Source organism: Clostridium sp. (assembly GCF_050717535.1).
Taxonomy (GTDB): Bacteria; Bacillota; Clostridia; order Clostridiales; family Clostridiaceae; genus Clostridium_AD.
In genome coordinates this window covers 94,890-110,716 of sequence record NZ_JBOITM010000041.1, presented here as the reverse complement: position 1 = coordinate 110,716, position 15,827 = coordinate 94,890, and the positions used below count along the sequence as shown (strand labels likewise).

The window sequence follows — 15,827 nt, the reverse complement described above, 5'->3', positions numbered from 1 at the left end:
GAAGAGGTGTTTTAAACATCTTTCTTATCTCGCAGAGTATACCTGCAGGAATTGGCACCATGGTGTATTACACCGGTTGCCGGGTTTCATAGGGCCTTTTTCCCTCCACCTCTCTTGATAAGAGTAATAAATATTAAGTTTTAATAATAATAACATACAATTTTTTTAGTGTCAATATGTTATATTGACTTAGAAATCAAATCAATAAAAAAGACATCTACAGATGTCTTTTGGTGGAGGAGGACGGATTCGAACCATCGAAACATTACGTAACAGATTTACAGTCTGCCCCCTTTGGCCACTCGGGAACTCCTCCATATTTGGAGCTGGCAATAGGAATTGAACCTACAACCTGCTGATTACAAGTCAGCTGCTCTACCGTTGAGCCATGCCAGCATTTTTCATTCTATTTTAAAAAGATTGTTATGGTGGGAACAACAGGGTTCGAACCTGTGACCCTCTGCTTGTAAGGCAGATGCTCTCCCAGCTGAGCTATGCTCCCATAACTATAATAATTGTGATAAATGGTGGAGGAGGACGGATTCGAACCATCGAAACATTACGTAACAGATTTACAGTCTGCCCCCTTTGGCCACTCGGGAACTCCTCCACATATGGAGCTGGCAATAGGAATTGAACCTACAACCTGCTGATTACAAGTCAGCTGCTCTACCGTTGAGCCATGCCAGCAAATTATATTTTTTATGTCATTATCCTGTCGACAAGAATTAGTATACAACTTTAAATAATTAATATCAAGTTCATTTATTCCGAATTAACGACTTCTTCTCTGAATTGCTATACTTTTCTCATATTTGCTCAATATTAAGCATTAATATAATTTATTATTCTAAATAAAAAAGTAGTTATATATTCATATAAAATCCACTAAAAATCAACTAATATAATCTTTCTGCAGCATCCATATTTATAAATTTTCCAGCAATTTTTCTCACTTTTTCATACTCTTTTGTTGATAAATCTTCTTTTAATAGCTTCAGCGCCTTAATTACGCCATCTTCAGCATCATCTGCATATAAATACTCTTCCACTTTTTTATAATTTTCTTTACCTAGCTTAAAACTTACATACAATAATTTTATTTTATCACCAGCAGTCAGATTTTCTTGTATTTTACCTGTGGACACTTTAAATACCGATTGTTCCTCTTCTTTAATATAATCACTATAATTTTCTCCACTATTTTTGAGTTCATTAGCTTTATCCATAGATATATTGGATGAATTTATATTTGAATTATCCGTTCTTTTTCTATCTTCGCTTTTCTGAGTATCTAATAATTCACTCTTAGATAAATCCTCTTTTTCTAAATAATCTTTTGAACTCGGAATTACTTCATCAACTTTTTCCACCACTTTACTCTGATTATGATTAGTTACGATATCTTTGGCCATGTAAGTTTTGTTAACCTCCTCCACGGACTGCTTTTGCATTTGCTCTTCTTCATATTGCTTTGGATTATTTATATAACTACTGTAATACAGCATAGTAATCACCGTTATTACAGTAGAGAATATAATAATAAATAACAAATCTATTTTCTTCATGTAAACATCACCTCAAAAAAATTAGTATATATAGATTATTTTCCAATTAATTGTTTTTTTATACTTTTATAATAATAATAAACAATTTATATTCATATAAATTATTGATTGGAAAAAAAATAATCCCCCAGCCTAATACAAGGAGGTACATTTCTTGAGTAAAGCTAAAACCCATTATAAAGACCCTTTAGCATACTATACAATTTCTAATTTTCTAAAAGACTATATTGATGAAACCACTTTAATTGTTTGTATAGGAACTGACAGATGTATAGGCGATTGCCTAGGCCCACTCGTGGGTACATTTTTAAAAGATAGTTCCTTTCCATTACCTGTATATGGCACTATAGATGATCCAATTCATGCCTTAAACATTGATAGTAAATTATCCAAAATAAATGAACTACACCCAAATTGCACCATAATAGGTGTAGATGCATGTTTAGGAGACATATCAAATATTGGTGAAATTCAAGCTAGAAATTATCCCATTCATCCTGGTAAAGGAGTAGGAAAATCGCTTCCCAAGGTAGGTAATGTTTCGTTAATAGGTATAGTAGATTCGAGTGATGATAGTGAACTGTTCACTAATAGAAACATAAGACTTAGTTTGGTAATGGAAATTGCTAGTGTTTTAAGCAGGGCCCTTTTGCATTCATATTATTTATATTCCCTTGATAAAGAAAAAAATAATTCAAATCCTGTTTAAGATACTCAAATTACTTTAATGTAAATAATTATCCCTAATTTTAATTCAATAAGCTTTATAAACTTAACAAATTTTATAAATTTAGAAACTCTATATAATATAAAAATAAGCAATGCAATTAATTTAATAATTGCATTGCTTATTCATATAGCTTGTTTACACTTTCTAGTCTGCCAAATATTGTTCTCCTCCACTAAATGAATTACCTAGCTTATCCATATATTCCAGTACTTTGCCTGTTCCCAGTGCTACACATGAAACTGGATCCTCAGCAAGATATACTGGGACTTTAGTAATTTCTTGTATAAGCTTATCTAATCCTTTTAAAAGTGAACCTCCACCAGTCATAACTATACCTTTATCAGCTATATCTGCTGAAAGCTCTGGTGGAGTTTTCTCTAGCACTGAATGCGTACATTCTGCTATTAAACCTACCGCCTCTTTTAAAGCTTCTCGCATCTCTTCTGATGTAACTTCTAAGTTTTTAGGAAGACCTGTGATTAAATCTCTTCCTCTTATCTCCATAGTGGTCTCTTCTTCTTGTTTATGAGCACACCCTATGTTGATTTTTAAATTTTCCGCAGTTCTTTCACCGATCATTAACTTATGCTTTTTTCTAATATACTTAATAATATCATCATCAAACTTATCTCCGGCTACTTTGATTGATTCACGAACAACCATACCACCTAAAGAAATAACTGCAACATCAGTAGTCCCTCCACCAATATCAATAACCATATTACCGCTTGCGCGGGTAATATCAAGTCCTGCTCCAATTGCCGCTGCTAGTGGTTCCTCTATAAGATAAACCTTCTTAGCTCCGGCGTTTTTAGCAGCATCTTCTACCGCTCTTCGTTCCACTTCAGTTGCTTCACAAGGGACACATATTACAACTCTTGGAGCCGATAGCCTTCTTTTTCCACAAGCCTTACTTATAAAATGCTTTAACATTTTTTCTGTTATATCATAATCTGAAATAACACCGTCCCTCATAGGACGTATGGCCACAATATTTCCTGGTGTTCTTCCTATCATTTGCCTAGCTTCTTCTCCTACTGCCAATACCCTATTATTATTTCTATCTATGGCAACAACAGAGGGTTCTTTTAAGATAACACCTTTACCTTTAATATATACAAGCACTGTGGCTGTTCCTAAATCTATTCCCATATCCGTACCCATTCTAAAAAAAAACATCTCAAAACTCACTCCGCTCTTTAGTATATTCAATATTTAAATTATACTAAACTCTATTCTATAAAGCTATAAAGAAATCCTCTTTTTTAACTTTAATAATTATTATTGTTTTTTAGCTTGAAATGTTTTTATCCTTCTACTGCCTTATATTTAAGCTGTGTTGCTCTTCCTCCCCTGATATGCCTTTCAGATTTATTTAGATCCAAAATTGTTTTTGCTTGGTTAGCAATTTGGGGATTTATTGTAGGCAATCTTTCTGTCATATCTTTGTGTATAGTACTCTTGCTAACTCCAAACACTTTGGCAGTTCTTCTTATCGTAGCTTTTGACTCAATAATATACTTTGCAACTTCTAGTACTCGATCTTCAATATAATCTTTCAAAGTGTTACCTCCTTAACCCTTCTCTATTTATAAATATGCAATACCTTGCTTTTAAATTCCATTCCAATTAGTCATTTAACCATATATTTCGGAAAATTGACTAATTGGAATGTTTACTTATTATTGTTTTGTTACTACAGGTTGGTATTTATCATATTTTACATATCTAGCAGGATCAATAGCCTTATTACTTTGTAAAACTTCAAAATGCAAATGAGATCCATAGTCTTCTTTAAATGAATTTAAAGAAGTATTTCCTACTGTAGCTATCTGCTGTTTTTTAGTAACTTTATCATTTACTTTTACTAATGTTTTTTCTTCTAAATTAGAATATTTAGTAATAAATCCATTACCATGATCTATTACAACCATCTGACCATTTTGGCCAGCTACGTCAGTACCGACTTCTTTAACTGTTCCATCCATAACTGCTAAAACTGGCTCACCTATCTTTGCTTGAATATCTATACCCAAGTTTGTTCTATATGTTCCGTCAGTTTTCCACATTACAGGGTCAATATCTTTTGAATATGCTCTTGCCAGGAATCCATTAGCTACAGGCTTTATAAACGAAGGATTAACTGATTTAGATACTGGCGCTGTTATATTTCCAGTTGTAACCTTTTTAATATTAGGTACAGCTTTAAGCACCTCAGTCTTAGCTAGATTTTCTTTTTTTACTTGAAGAGCACCCTGGTATTGTTTTTCTTGCTCTTGCAAAATATCCTCTGCCTTTGCTTGTTCCTTTTTAATTGATTCTTGTTTGCTTGCTACTTTTTTATTATTACTTGCCGTTATAGATGCAACTGTTGCTACTATACATAAACAAATAAATAGAATTACATAGAAGCCTTCCTTTTTGAAAAAGTTTATTGCTTTGTTGTTTGATTTCTTATCCATACAAACACCTCCATTTGTATTTTTGTCCATATTGTATTAAAACATACATATTTCCTAAAATTTATTTTATTTTTTTTTATTCTCAAAATTTTATATATATTTATCTTTTATAATTTAAGTTTTAACCTTGTTTATTCAATTTTAATTATATATACTTGTTTTTATAAAAAATTAAGCCGGCTATCCTCTATAAACAAGGTTAAACCGGCTAAGCACAAATAATTTATCATTTAGATATAATAGTTCCCTTATAATAATGACTTAATATTTGGATATAATTTTTGCCTTCTTTAGCCATGGCATCTGCACCCCATTGACTCATTCCAACACCATGACCATATCCACTGCAATCTATTTCTACATTGGTTGCATTAAACACTATTTGAAAATTCGATGATTTAAGTCCCAGCATAGTTCTAAATTTACCGCCTGTCATGGTTATACTTCCAACCTCAATATTTTTAACACTTCCTGCCTGAGTTCTATCAATTATTGTTATTTGTTTCTTTATGATAGATGAGGTTATCTTAGCATTATTATAATTATTGTTTATAATTTGACTTAGCTCTTTATAACCAAAAATTTTACTACTCTTAAAATTTGGTGCTCTTTCCTCGCCCCCGCTTTCTACGCTCCTTAAATAAGGTATATTACTACTAAATACCTCCTCTGAATTTTCAGTTTTACCACTGCTAGTAGCAAAGTAGTAAGGTTCCATTACCAAGTTATCGTTATATATTAAGACTTGCCCTTGTGTACTCATTACCGCTGTTTCAATCTTAGCCCAATTTTTCTCTGCTGAGCTCTTATCCCATAATTTTATGCGTTCTTCTTTAGTCATGTAAACTTGGCAGTGCACTGTATCGCATAGATTAGCCCCCTTAGCATTTTCGCATACATTTCCACCTAATTCAGCAACATGAGCTAATGCATAGGTTCTAGAAGCCACTGCTTGGGCTTTTAAAGCTTCCATGCTAAAGTCAGCAGGCATTTCTGCAGCCACAACTCCAGCAACATATTCTTCTATCTTAAGTTCTTTAATTTTACTTTCTTTTGATATAAACACCTTAATCTTAGAAATTTTTGGGAGTGACTGAAATTTAATAACATCTTTAATAGAAATATCATACTCCTCTGATTTAATTACAGAGTTCTTATTTTTATTTAAGCTTTTATTATCTCCTATACCCACTATTAATGCAGAAGTTAAAACTATAAATACAATAAATGCAGTGATTAATATAAGGATGTTTTTCAAATGTATAGTAATAAAAACTCTTTTCATCCTTTTCTCCTCTCCTTATAAATTAAACATTACTTTATACATATTAAATAATTATATGGAATATTACTTTTTTCAAAGTCTAATTTCATTAAGAAAAGAAAATATACAAGACAAAAAGAATTGAAATATACTAATAACTTATATATTCCAATTCTTAAATTTATATTTTCTATTACTTATAATAGCTCACTCTTTCTATATCTGCTCCTAATCCCTTTAATTTCTCTTCAATAGAAACATAACCTCTATCAATATGGTAAATGTCCTCTATAATTGTCGTACCCTCAGCTGTAAGTCCTGCCAATATTAATGCTGCTCCTGCTCTTAAATCTGTAGCTTTAACTTCTGAGCCTGTAAAAGCATGTATACCCTCTATTACAGCACTCCTACCATCTATTTTTATATTTGCTCCCATTCTCTTTAGTTCTACTGCCTGCATAAATCTATTTTCAAAAATAGTTTCTGTAATTATACTTGTACCTTTTACAGTACATAGTAAACTCATCATTTGAGCTTGCATATCAGTGGGAAATCCCGGGTATGGCATAGTTTTTATATCTATTGGATTTAGCTTTTTCCTACCATCAACTATTATGCTATCCTTGTTGATTTCTATTGCTACTCCCATTTCTGTAAGCTTTGCTATTATTGGTTTTAAATGAATCTCATTAACACCATTAATTTTAAATAAACTCTTTGTTATTGCTGCAGTTATCATAAAGGTGCCTGCTTCTATACGGTCATATATGGGTTTATAGATAACTTCTTTAAAATCTTTAACTCCTAAGATTCTTATAGTGTCTGTTCCTTCACCACTTATTTGCGCTCCCATAGCCTTTAAGAACATTGCCAAATCTACAATTTCTGGTTCCTCCGCTGCGTTTCCTATTACGGTCTCCCCCTGTGCAAGTGTTGCCGCCATCATTATATTTTCTGTAGCACCTACTGAAGGATAGTCTAAATATATGTTGCTACCTATTAATTTTTTTGCTTTTGCTTCCACATATCCGTGACCTACAGATATTTCTGCTCCCAAGGCTGCTAATCCTTTTAAATGAAGGTCAATTGGTCTAGTCCCAATATTACAGCCACCCGGCAAAGATATTTTAAAGTTCCCAAACCTCCCAAGCATTGGACCCATTATTAAGAAAGATGCCCTCATTTTTCTTACTAATTCATCATTTGCCTCATTATCAAATAGATTGGCAGTATTAATTTTCACCCTATTATTTAATTTATCTATGATAACATTTGCTTTAAGAGATTTAAGCACCTCACAAATTACAAATACATCTTCAAGCATAGGCATATTTTCAATGGTACAATTATTACCGTTTAGTATTGTTGCCGCAAGTATAGGAAGAACTGAATTTTTTGCTGCACTAATATTCACTTCACCCACTAATTTTTTACCACCTTTTATGACTAATTTTTCCATATTTTTCCTCCATTATATTGTTAATGTTCAGTATGTTGTAATTATTTCAGGTGTTCCTATAATAATGTAGCTTCCAGATGAATAATTACATATAGCATAATTAAAATCAGTTAACTTGTTGTTGTTTAACTTTTCATCATATTTTTTGGTATATGCCACTGTACTTAACCCATTATATATTTTTACAGTCTCAATATTTTCAGTTCCATGAGATTTTAAAATTTTTATTATTTTTTCATTAAGAAGATTTATATCTTTAACACCCAATTTTGTAGCAGTGTATGGAATCTTTGCCTTTAAGTATTGAAAATATTTAATATTTTCTTCTCTATCACCAATACAATTACTAACCTTACTTTTAAGCGATTGTAAATCATTTTCACTTCCTATCTTGCTTATGTTTATAGTTACAACTTCCTCATTACTATATTTTGATGATTCTATATATCCCTTAATATTTTTACCTAAAAAATCTATACAGTAAAAATTATCATTTTCAACAACATTTAATTTTATTTCACTGTTATCAAGTTCTAATTTATCTATTAACTTATTACAAATTTCTTTTGGATTCTCCTGAGTTTTAAATGTTGTCTCCAATCCATATTCTACAATTTTACTTTTAGTTTGAATTAATATTTCATCAAATAAATCAAATTCATCCTTTGCATTTGATAATCTAACATTTATTCGTAAAATAATCAGACACAATACTATACACAAAAGTGTAATATTTTTTCTTTTCATTTTATCCCCCTACCCTTCAATTAAATTGTTGACCACAATCTATTTTTTTATTCTAAAAAAATGGTTTATTAATATTTTAATATTAATAAAATCATCCCTCAGCACAGGTGCGGAGAGAGCTATTTGATTTATAATAAATAGGGGGTATTTTTATAAAACATTTAACAATATATCATTTCACTATATTATTAATATATAAAATTTCAATAAAAACGTGCACAAAAGAATTTAGACGCAAAAAAAATGGAGATAAATTAATATTTCCATTTTATAATATCTATTCTTTTATCTTCAATCTCATAAGAGCTCTTAGTAAAGCACTCTCCGTTCTTTTAAAATCAATTCCATCACGATGAATCATTCTCTCTTCTGCTCTTTCTTTTGCCTTACTTGCTCTTGCCACATCAATATCCTGTGGCCATTCACAAGCACTGCATAACATCTCTACTTCACCCTTTTTTACTCTTAAAACCCCCGTTGAGGTAAACGCTTTTAACTCTTTTCCATTCAACTCTACAAACGTTGTAACAGTGGGCTTAAGTGGGGCTACCATAGGAACGTGATTCGCAAGAATACCAAACCTACCATCATCACCCTCTGTATTTAAACTAAGGATTTCACCACTATAAAACTGTTTTTCTGAAGTAAGTATAGTAAGCTTCATATGATTTTCCATATAAATACCCTGACCTTTCATTGTGCATATTCTTAAAAATACCTTATTCTATAGCCATTGTTTTTGCTTTTTCTACTGCTTCTTCTATAGAACCAACAAACATAAATGCAGCTTCAGGTAATTTATCATGTTTGCCTTCAAGTATTTCTTTAAATCCTCTTACCGTTTCTTTTACAGGCACAAATTTACCTTTCATTCCTGTAAATTGCTCAGCTACAGTAAATGGTTGAGATAAAAATCTTTGAACTTTTCTGGCTCGTAATACTACCGTCTTATCTTCTTCAGATAATTCATCTATTCCTAGTATTGCAATAATATCTTGAAGTTCTTTATACCTCTCAAGTATATGTCTAACTCTTATTGTAACATCATAATGCTCCCTACCTATTATTCTAGGATCAAGCATTGTTGACGTAGATTCTAGCGGGTCTACCGCTGGATAAATACCAAGTTCAACTATCCCTCTAGAAAGAACTGTAGTCGCATCAAGATGACTAAATGTAGTAGCCGGAGCTGGATCTGTTAAATCATCTGCTGGCACATATACAGCCTGCACAGATGTAATCGAACCTTGTTTTGTAGATGTAATTCTCTCTTGCAATTGTCCCATTTCTGTAGCAAGTGTTGGTTGATACCCAACAGCACTTGGTATTCTACCTAGTAGTGCAGATACCTCTGATCCAGCTTGTGTAAATCTAAATATATTATCTATAAATAACAATACATCTTGACCCTGATCTCTAAAATGCTCACACATAGTAAGACCAGTTAACGCAACTCTCATTCTAGCTCCAGGCGGTTCATTCATCTGCCCAAAAACTAGTGCTGTTTTAGTTATAACTCCTGACTCTTTCATTTCATTATAAAGATCATTACCTTCTCTAGTTCTTTCACCAACTCCAGTAAATACTGAAAGTCCGTTATGTTCTTTTGCAATATTATTCATAAGTTCTTGAATAAGAACCGTTTTACCAACTCCTGCACCACCAAAAAGACCAATTTTTCCGCCCTTTTGATATGGTGCTATTAAGTCGATTACCTTAATACCTGTTTCAAACACTTCTGGCTCAACGGATTGTTCTTCAAAAGTTGGGGCTAACCTGTGTATAGGCATATATGTATCTACCTTAACTTCTCCCAATTCATCAATAGGCTTTCCAAGAACGTTAAATAACCTTCCTAACACTACATTTCCAACTGGTACTGTTATTGGATTCCCTGTGTCAACAGCCTCAAGCCCTCGCCTTAAACCTTCTGTACTTTCCATAGCTATTGATCTTATAATATCATCACCAATATGTTGCTCAACCTCTGCAACAACAACTCTATCGTCCATCTGAATTTCAATGCTATTGTAAATATTAGGCAGACTATCAGAATCAAACTTTATGTCTATAACCGGTCCTATTATTTGTACTACTTTTCCTATATGTCCTGGCACTTTACTCACTCCTTTTTACCTCTGAGCTTCCTTATCTCAAATTACTTTTGAGCTTCCTTATCTCAAATTACTTTTGAGCTTCCTTATCTCAAATTACTTTTGAGCTTCCGCTCCTCCAACTATTTCCGAAATTTCTTGTGTAATTGCACTTTGTCTAATTCTATTATAACTTAAATTAAGTTTATCAAGTATATCATTAGCATTGTTAGTAGCTGATCCCATAGACTCCATTCTAGCCCTGTGTTCGCTTGCTTTTGAATGTAGCAATGAATTCAACATCTTACCACCTAAAAATAGGGTGGTAATTTCATACATTGCTTGTTTATCTATTGCTCCAATATCTACATACTCTGTATTAACATTTTCTTCATTATTAGAGTTTAAAGGAAGTACCTTCTCGATTTTAACTTCATTTTTTAGGGCTGAAATAAGTTTTTTATACACAATATATACTTCGCCTACTTCACCACTTGTATACATATTAAGTGCATGATTAATAATAGTTGTAGCTTCCTTTAGGCAAGGCGGCTCCAATATTTCTACATATTCAGCCACAGTTTCGATTTCAAGCTTTTTAAATATAGCCCTTCCCCTTTGGCCTACAACAATTACACTACACTCTTCTTTATTAGCTTTTAAAGTTTCTATGATTTCATTTACTACTGACCAATTAAAGCCACCACAAAGACCTGTGTCTGAGGTCAATATAACGTACAGCTTTTTGCTGCTATTATTTCCTCGTATATAAAGATTATCACCTTCATAATTATCTTTAACTTGCATTATAGTTTCGCAAAGCCTGTCTAGATAATTATTGCTAATATCTACTTTATCTTTTATTTTTTTATATTTGGATGTGGCAACAAGTCCCATGGCCCTGGTGATTTTTGTAGTGTTTGTTATGGATTTTATTCTTCTCTTAATTGCAACAAGCCCCATACCTGCCATGTTTCACCTCTCCTTAGCCTCCATAAACAATATATGGAGGCAAATTAATTATCACCTAAAGGTGCTACATTAACTATTTCCCTATGAAATATGATTAATGCTTTTCAATTGAAAATATTTTCTTAAACTCTTCTATAGCATCAATAAGTTGCCCCTTTAATTTATCATCTATCTTACCATTATCTATTATTGTTTTGCCTATTTCTCTATGATGCGTATCCATATGCTCCAAGAATTCACTCTCGAATCTTGTTACTTGATGCACTGGAATATCCGTAAGGTAGTTATTAGTTCCAGCAAAGAAAATCATTACTTGCTTTTCTACTGGCATTGGCATATATTGGTCTTGCTTTAAAATTTCTATTAATCTTTTACCTTTTTCAAGTCTCATTTTTGCATCTTTATCAAGATCTGTACCGAATTGGGCAAAAGCTGCAAGCTCCCTATATTGGGCTAGTTCTAGCCTTAATGTTCCTGTAACTTGTTTCATAGCTTTTATTTGAGCATTTCCACCAACTCTTGATACGGATATTCCAGCATTAACAGCAGGTCTTTGTCCTGAATGAAATAACTCTGCTTCAAGAAATATCTGCCCGTCTGTTATAGATATAACATTAGTAGGTATATATGCAGTAACATCACCTGCAAGTGTTTCTATTATAGGAAGGGCAGTTAATGATCCCCCGCCTAATTTATCTGAAAGTTTTGCTGCTCTCTCCAGTAGTCTTGAATGAATATAAAATATATCTCCTGGATAAGCTTCTCTGCCTGGTGGTCTACGGAGCAACAGTGACATAGCTCTATAGGCTACTGCATGTTTAGACAAATCATCATATACTATTAATACATTCTTACCATTGTGCATAAAGTATTCCCCCATACTACATCCAGCATAAGGTGCCAAATATTGAAGTGGTGCCGAGTGAGATGCTGTAGATGCTACAACTATTGTATAATCCATTGCTCCCATTTCAGATAGTGTATTAACAATATGAGCAACAGTAGATTGCTTTTGTCCAATGGCTACATATATACATATAACATCTTTACCCTTTTGATTTAAAATAGTATCTATAGTTAGTGCTGTTTTACCTGTTTGTCTATCTCCAATTATAAGTTCTCTTTGACCTCTTCCAATTGGTACCATAGAGTCTATTGACTTTATTCCTGTTTGAAGTGGTACTTTAACTGATTGTCTTTCAATAACTCCAGGAGCTTCTACTTCCACTGGCCTTCTCTCTGTAGTCTTCACTGGTCCTTTACCATCTATTGGAACACCTAATGCATTTACAACTCTTCCCAGTAATGCTTCTCCCACAGGAACATCCACTACTTTACCTGTTCTTTTTACTATGTCGCCTTCTTTGATTCCCTTTTCTGGTCCCAAAAGTACGCAACCAACATTGTCTTGCTCTAGATTTAATGCCATACCAAATATACCGTTAGGGAATTCTAAAAGTTCATTTTCCATACATTCGTCTAAACCATACACTCTGGCAATTCCATCACCAATTTGAATTATAGTTCCTGAGTCAACAGTGTCAATTTTCTTTTCATATCTTTCTATTTCTTTCTTTATTATGGATGTTATTTCTTCTGGTTTTATATTCATAAACTCACCTCTATCCCTATTTGAACATTAGTTTTTTCATATCCGCTAGTCTGTTTTTTATTGTTCCATCAATAACGTCATCGCCAACTCTTATATATACTCCACCTATAACATTTTTATCCAATTTTTCATCAAATATAATTTTTTTATCATACATCTTGTATAATTTCATGCGCAAATTTTCTCTTTCTGAATCCAAAAGAGGTATTACTGTTTTAACCTCAACCAGTAACGTATTATTGCGCTCTAGATTGATTTTTTCCATTTCGTTAAGTTTTTGCTCAATAAACATTATTCTATCTTTTTCTATAAGAATTAGTAAAAAAGATAAAAGATCCTCATCAATTCTGCCCTTAAAAATTCTAATAAACATTTTCTTCTTTTGAGAAGTGCTTATCTGTGGATATTTAATGACTTTTAAAAACTCAGCATCATTTTTCATAAGCGAAACAATTTCTCTAAGATCAGTTAGGTATTCTTCTACTTTTCCTTTTTCCTCAGCAACTGTATATAGTGCCAGTGCATATCTTTTGTCTAAGTATTCATACATATCAGTTACCTACCTTAGAAATAAAGTCCTCAATCAATCTTCTATGCTCTTTTTCATCTATATGTTGTTCAAGAGCCTTCTCGGACAATATTAAAGATAAATCTATAACTTGCTTTTTAATTTCACTTTGTGCTTTTTCAGTTTCTCTTTCAATTTCAACTCTAGATCTTTCAATGATAAGTGAAGCTTCTTTCCTTGCATCTTCGATTAATTCGCTAGACATTTTTTCTGCCTTTTGCTTATATATTTCAACTATTTCCTTGCCTTCTTTTTTCGCTAACTTTAGTTTTTCACCATTTTCTATCTTCAATCTGCTAGCTTCTTCTTTATCAAGTCTTGCCTTTTCAAAAGAAGAATCTAATTCCTGTTTTCTTGTATCCAGAATTTTATTTACTGGTTTAAACAGATAACGTTTAGCAATGAAAAGTAGTATAAGGAAATTTATCATTGCAGCTATAATTTGATCTAATTTCATCCCTATCTCCATCTATATAAAATCCCAGTTTATAATTTTTTTTACAACCGAGACTTTCACCTACCTTTCCTTAACTATTTCACTTTAACCTTTTACACCAAATAAAATTAATAATAATGCTATTAAGAAACCATAAATAGCTGTTGCTTCAGATAACGCACCACCTATAACTAACGCTCTTGTAATTTTATCTGCAGCCTCTGGCTGTTTTGCAATACCCTCTACAGCCTTTGCTGTAGCATTCCCTGTACCTATTCCACCACCTATAACCCCTAGAGCTGCTATACCTGCTCCTATTGCGCACATTCCTGCTATAAATCCTGCTGAATCCATAAAATATTCCTCCTATTTCATTTTTATTTTAGTGTTCTGAAACTATTACAATATTAATCATTGTTAACATTACGAAAATAACCATTTGAATAGTACCATCAAATAAATCAAAATACATATGTAATGGTATTGGTATTCCCAGTTGAGCAACCCATGTCACACTACTAAGTGCACTATAAACTAATTCCATTATTATAGTTGCCGCAAACATATTCCCAAACATTCTTAGACTTAATGATACTGGAAGCATTATTCTCTCCATTATATTTACCGGCAGTAATACTGCCAATGGTTTTGCATAACCAGTAAAATAATGTCCGATACCAGCTTTTTTAATTGTATAACCCTGTATCACTATAAATGTAGTTAATCCCATTCCTAAACTTACACTATAGTCTGTAGTAGGTGGTTTTATTCCCAATATCCCTACTAGATTCATTGACAAAAGATATACCCCTAATGTGCCTATATAGGGAACAAAGTTCTTAAAACTTTTGCCCATTGTCTGCTCTACTGTCTTTTGGACAAATTCTACGAAGATTTCAACTACACTTTGCTTTTTGTCTGGAATCTTTTTAAGATTTTTATTAATAAATGCTATTAGTAAGGTCAGCATCAAAACTATTACCCACTGCGTTATTAAGGTCTCTGTAATTTGAAAATCATATCCAAATAAATTTACATTAGGTAATTTTGTAATTTCTCCCACTTACTCACTTCCCTTCACACTCTTTAATATTAATTCCGTAAAGTACTAGAGAAATAAGTTGTGAACTATACCCTAATATAAACGCAAATATAGTAAAATAATAATAACTAGCAACCATTATTCCTACTATGCCTACTATAAGTATCCTAAAGATAAAGCTAAAAGAAGTAATAAATCTATATTTGTTCTTTGCTTTGCCTAATATAAAATTAACAGATATTAAATTAAATAACAAATTAATACTTGCTAACATTAGACCCAATAAAAAAAACACTGCGTATTTTTTATCAAAAAAATAGATTACAGTAGTTCCAATGAGTGCTATAAAAAAATTGAAAAAATTAATTTCTTTATACATCTGCGCTGACTTAATATTCACTTTCTTGTTCCCCTCGCTATTTACTAATAAAATCAATTATAGTCTACTAATTTTCATAAATAAAACCTATAATTTCTCATTTTTTCAATGTATAGGCCCATGTGAGTCGATTTATCCTATAATATCCTATGTTTCTTCTAAATTGCTCTATATTATGATATATTGCAACTATCCAAATAATTTATACTTCCGTTATTCAATTAATCTATTTATTTAAATATGCTCAATATTCTCAATATTCACAATACTCATACCGTAAATTTCAATAACAGCTATTTCATTGCCCTTTGTGAACTCTGCAATATATATTTTATTTAGTTAAACATTTACAAAGAAATTAAAAAATAATATATTTATAATCAGTTTTTTCTTTTTAATAAACAATTGCAGGAAATTATTTTTATTTTATCTTTTTTATTTATAATTCCTTTAATGTTTATGCTATTTTTACCTTTAGCACTTGAAAATATACAT

The 15,827-nt window shown here is 32.0% G+C and carries 17 protein-coding genes, 5 tRNA genes and 1 riboswitch; of the genes, 1 reads left to right on the top strand and 21 read right to left on the bottom strand.

Annotation, left to right across the window (positions count from 1 at the left end; genetic code table 11):
- Window positions 1-21: 21 nt before the first annotated feature.
- Window positions 22-124, bottom strand: a riboswitch (SAM riboswitch).
- A 107-nt stretch (window positions 125-231) separates the two neighbouring features.
- The 6 genes from ACREVU_RS07430 to ACREVU_RS07405 all read right to left on the bottom strand — a co-directional run bounded on the left by ACREVU_RS07430 (window position 232) and on the right by ACREVU_RS07405 (window position 1,568).
- A tRNA-Tyr gene (locus tag ACREVU_RS07430) sits at window positions 232-316 on the bottom strand.
- Between the two features lie 5 nt (window positions 317-321).
- Window positions 322-396 (bottom strand) — tRNA-Thr (locus tag ACREVU_RS07425).
- A gap of 30 nt (window positions 397-426) precedes the next feature.
- A tRNA-Val gene (locus ACREVU_RS07420) sits at window positions 427-502 on the bottom strand.
- A 23-nt stretch (window positions 503-525) separates the two neighbouring features.
- Window positions 526-610, bottom strand: a tRNA-Tyr gene (locus tag ACREVU_RS07415).
- A 5-nt stretch (window positions 611-615) separates the two neighbouring features.
- Window positions 616-690: transfer RNA gene (locus ACREVU_RS07410), tRNA-Thr, on the bottom strand.
- A 209-nt stretch (window positions 691-899) separates the two neighbouring features.
- On the bottom strand, window positions 900-1,568 hold the full coding sequence (locus tag ACREVU_RS07405) for a hypothetical protein (protein ID WP_431550973.1): 669 nt from the start codon (window positions 1,566-1,568) through the stop codon (window positions 900-902).
- Between the two features lie 154 nt (window positions 1,569-1,722).
- Between ACREVU_RS07405 and yyaC the strand changes: the two genes are divergently transcribed.
- A complete protein-coding gene (gene yyaC / locus ACREVU_RS07400) occupies window positions 1,723-2,277 on the top strand; it encodes a spore protease YyaC (protein WP_431550972.1) in 555 nt (184 codons plus the stop codon).
- Between the two features lie 165 nt (window positions 2,278-2,442).
- Here the strand turns inward: yyaC and ACREVU_RS07395 are convergent, their stop codons facing one another.
- The 15 genes from ACREVU_RS07395 to ACREVU_RS07325 form a co-directional block, all read right to left on the bottom strand.
- Complete coding sequence (locus ACREVU_RS07395) at window positions 2,443-3,477, bottom strand: rod shape-determining protein (protein ID WP_431550971.1); 1,035 nt, start codon at window positions 3,475-3,477, stop codon at window positions 2,443-2,445.
- Window positions 3,478-3,605: 128 nt separating this feature from the next.
- Window positions 3,606-3,860, bottom strand: coding sequence for a sporulation transcriptional regulator SpoIIID (spoIIID, locus tag ACREVU_RS07390; protein WP_216158258.1), 255 nt, complete (start codon window positions 3,858-3,860; stop codon window positions 3,606-3,608).
- Between the two features lie 120 nt (window positions 3,861-3,980).
- Complete coding sequence (locus ACREVU_RS07385) at window positions 3,981-4,760, bottom strand: peptidoglycan DD-metalloendopeptidase family protein (RefSeq protein WP_431550970.1); 780 nt, start codon at window positions 4,758-4,760, stop codon at window positions 3,981-3,983.
- Between the two features lie 226 nt (window positions 4,761-4,986).
- Entirely contained in the window at window positions 4,987-6,045 is a 1,059-nt protein-coding gene (gene spoIID / locus ACREVU_RS07380; RefSeq protein ID WP_431550969.1) for a stage II sporulation protein D, read from the bottom strand.
- A 172-nt stretch (window positions 6,046-6,217) separates the two neighbouring features.
- Complete coding sequence (gene murA / locus ACREVU_RS07375) at window positions 6,218-7,483, bottom strand: UDP-N-acetylglucosamine 1-carboxyvinyltransferase (RefSeq protein WP_431550968.1); 1,266 nt, start codon at window positions 7,481-7,483, stop codon at window positions 6,218-6,220.
- 27 nt (window positions 7,484-7,510) lie between these two features.
- On the bottom strand, window positions 7,511-8,230 hold the full coding sequence (locus tag ACREVU_RS07370) for a YwmB family TATA-box binding protein (protein WP_431550967.1): 720 nt from the start codon (window positions 8,228-8,230) through the stop codon (window positions 7,511-7,513).
- Between the two features lie 277 nt (window positions 8,231-8,507).
- Entirely contained in the window at window positions 8,508-8,906 is a 399-nt protein-coding gene (locus ACREVU_RS07365) for a F0F1 ATP synthase subunit epsilon (RefSeq protein ID WP_431551051.1), read from the bottom strand.
- A 43-nt stretch (window positions 8,907-8,949) separates the two neighbouring features.
- The gene (atpD, locus tag ACREVU_RS07360) at window positions 8,950-10,347 is read right to left on the bottom strand and encodes a F0F1 ATP synthase subunit beta (RefSeq protein WP_431550966.1); all 1,398 of its coding nucleotides are present in this window, start codon (window positions 10,345-10,347) and stop codon (window positions 8,950-8,952) included.
- 93 nt (window positions 10,348-10,440) lie between these two features.
- Entirely contained in the window at window positions 10,441-11,295 is an 855-nt protein-coding gene (atpG, locus tag ACREVU_RS07355; RefSeq protein WP_431550965.1) for an ATP synthase F1 subunit gamma, read from the bottom strand.
- Window positions 11,296-11,389: 94 nt separating this feature from the next.
- Window positions 11,390-12,907 carry a F0F1 ATP synthase subunit alpha gene (gene atpA, locus ACREVU_RS07350; protein ID WP_431550964.1) on the bottom strand — a complete coding sequence of 506 codons (1,518 nt, stop codon included), beginning with the start codon at window positions 12,905-12,907 and terminating at the stop codon, window positions 11,390-11,392.
- A gap of 16 nt (window positions 12,908-12,923) precedes the next feature.
- Window positions 12,924-13,457, bottom strand: a complete 534-nt coding sequence (locus tag ACREVU_RS07345) for a F0F1 ATP synthase subunit delta (RefSeq protein ID WP_431550963.1) — start codon at window positions 13,455-13,457, stop codon at window positions 12,924-12,926.
- A gap of 1 nt (window position 13,458) precedes the next feature.
- The gene (locus tag ACREVU_RS07340) at window positions 13,459-13,932 is read right to left on the bottom strand and encodes a F0F1 ATP synthase subunit B (protein ID WP_431550962.1); all 474 of its coding nucleotides are present in this window, start codon (window positions 13,930-13,932) and stop codon (window positions 13,459-13,461) included.
- 84 nt (window positions 13,933-14,016) lie between these two features.
- Complete coding sequence (atpE, locus tag ACREVU_RS07335) at window positions 14,017-14,265, bottom strand: ATP synthase F0 subunit C (RefSeq protein WP_431550961.1); 249 nt, start codon at window positions 14,263-14,265, stop codon at window positions 14,017-14,019.
- Between the two features lie 28 nt (window positions 14,266-14,293).
- Window positions 14,294-14,974 (bottom strand): F0F1 ATP synthase subunit A, encoded by a 681-nt coding sequence (locus ACREVU_RS07330; RefSeq protein WP_431550960.1) that lies wholly within the window; start codon window positions 14,972-14,974, stop codon window positions 14,294-14,296.
- Between the two features lie 4 nt (window positions 14,975-14,978).
- A complete protein-coding gene (locus ACREVU_RS07325; RefSeq protein WP_431550959.1) occupies window positions 14,979-15,353 on the bottom strand; it encodes an ATP synthase subunit I in 375 nt (124 codons plus the stop codon).
- Between the last annotated feature and the right edge of the window lie 474 nt (window positions 15,354-15,827).

Coding starts and splice junctions, on each gene's coding strand:
- ACREVU_RS07405 (WP_431550973.1), bottom strand. CDS start 1,568: ATGAAGAAAATAGATTTGTTATTTATTATTATATTCTCTACTGTAATA.
- ACREVU_RS07395 (WP_431550971.1), bottom strand. CDS start 3,477: ATGTTTTTTTTTAGAATGGGTACGGATATGGGAATAGATTTAGGAACA.
- ACREVU_RS07385 (WP_431550970.1), bottom strand. CDS start 4,760: ATGGATAAGAAATCAAACAACAAAGCAATAAACTTTTTCAAAAAGGAA.
- spoIID (WP_431550969.1), bottom strand. CDS start 6,045: ATGAAAAGAGTTTTTATTACTATACATTTGAAAAACATCCTTATATTA.
- murA (WP_431550968.1), bottom strand. CDS start 7,483: ATGGAAAAATTAGTCATAAAAGGTGGTAAAAAATTAGTGGGTGAAGTG.
- ACREVU_RS07370 (WP_431550967.1), bottom strand. CDS start 8,230: ATGAAAAGAAAAAATATTACACTTTTGTGTATAGTATTGTGTCTGATT.
- ACREVU_RS07365 (WP_431551051.1), bottom strand. CDS start 8,906: ATGGAAAATCATATGAAGCTTACTATACTTACTTCAGAAAAACAGTTT.
- atpG (WP_431550965.1), bottom strand. CDS start 11,295: ATGGCAGGTATGGGGCTTGTTGCAATTAAGAGAAGAATAAAATCCATA.
- atpA (WP_431550964.1), bottom strand. CDS start 12,907: ATGAATATAAAACCAGAAGAAATAACATCCATAATAAAGAAAGAAATA.
- ACREVU_RS07345 (WP_431550963.1), bottom strand. CDS start 13,457: ATGTATGAATACTTAGACAAAAGATATGCACTGGCACTATATACAGTT.
- ACREVU_RS07340 (WP_431550962.1), bottom strand. CDS start 13,932: ATGAAATTAGATCAAATTATAGCTGCAATGATAAATTTCCTTATACTA.
- atpE (WP_431550961.1), bottom strand. CDS start 14,265: ATGGATTCAGCAGGATTTATAGCAGGAATGTGCGCAATAGGAGCAGGT.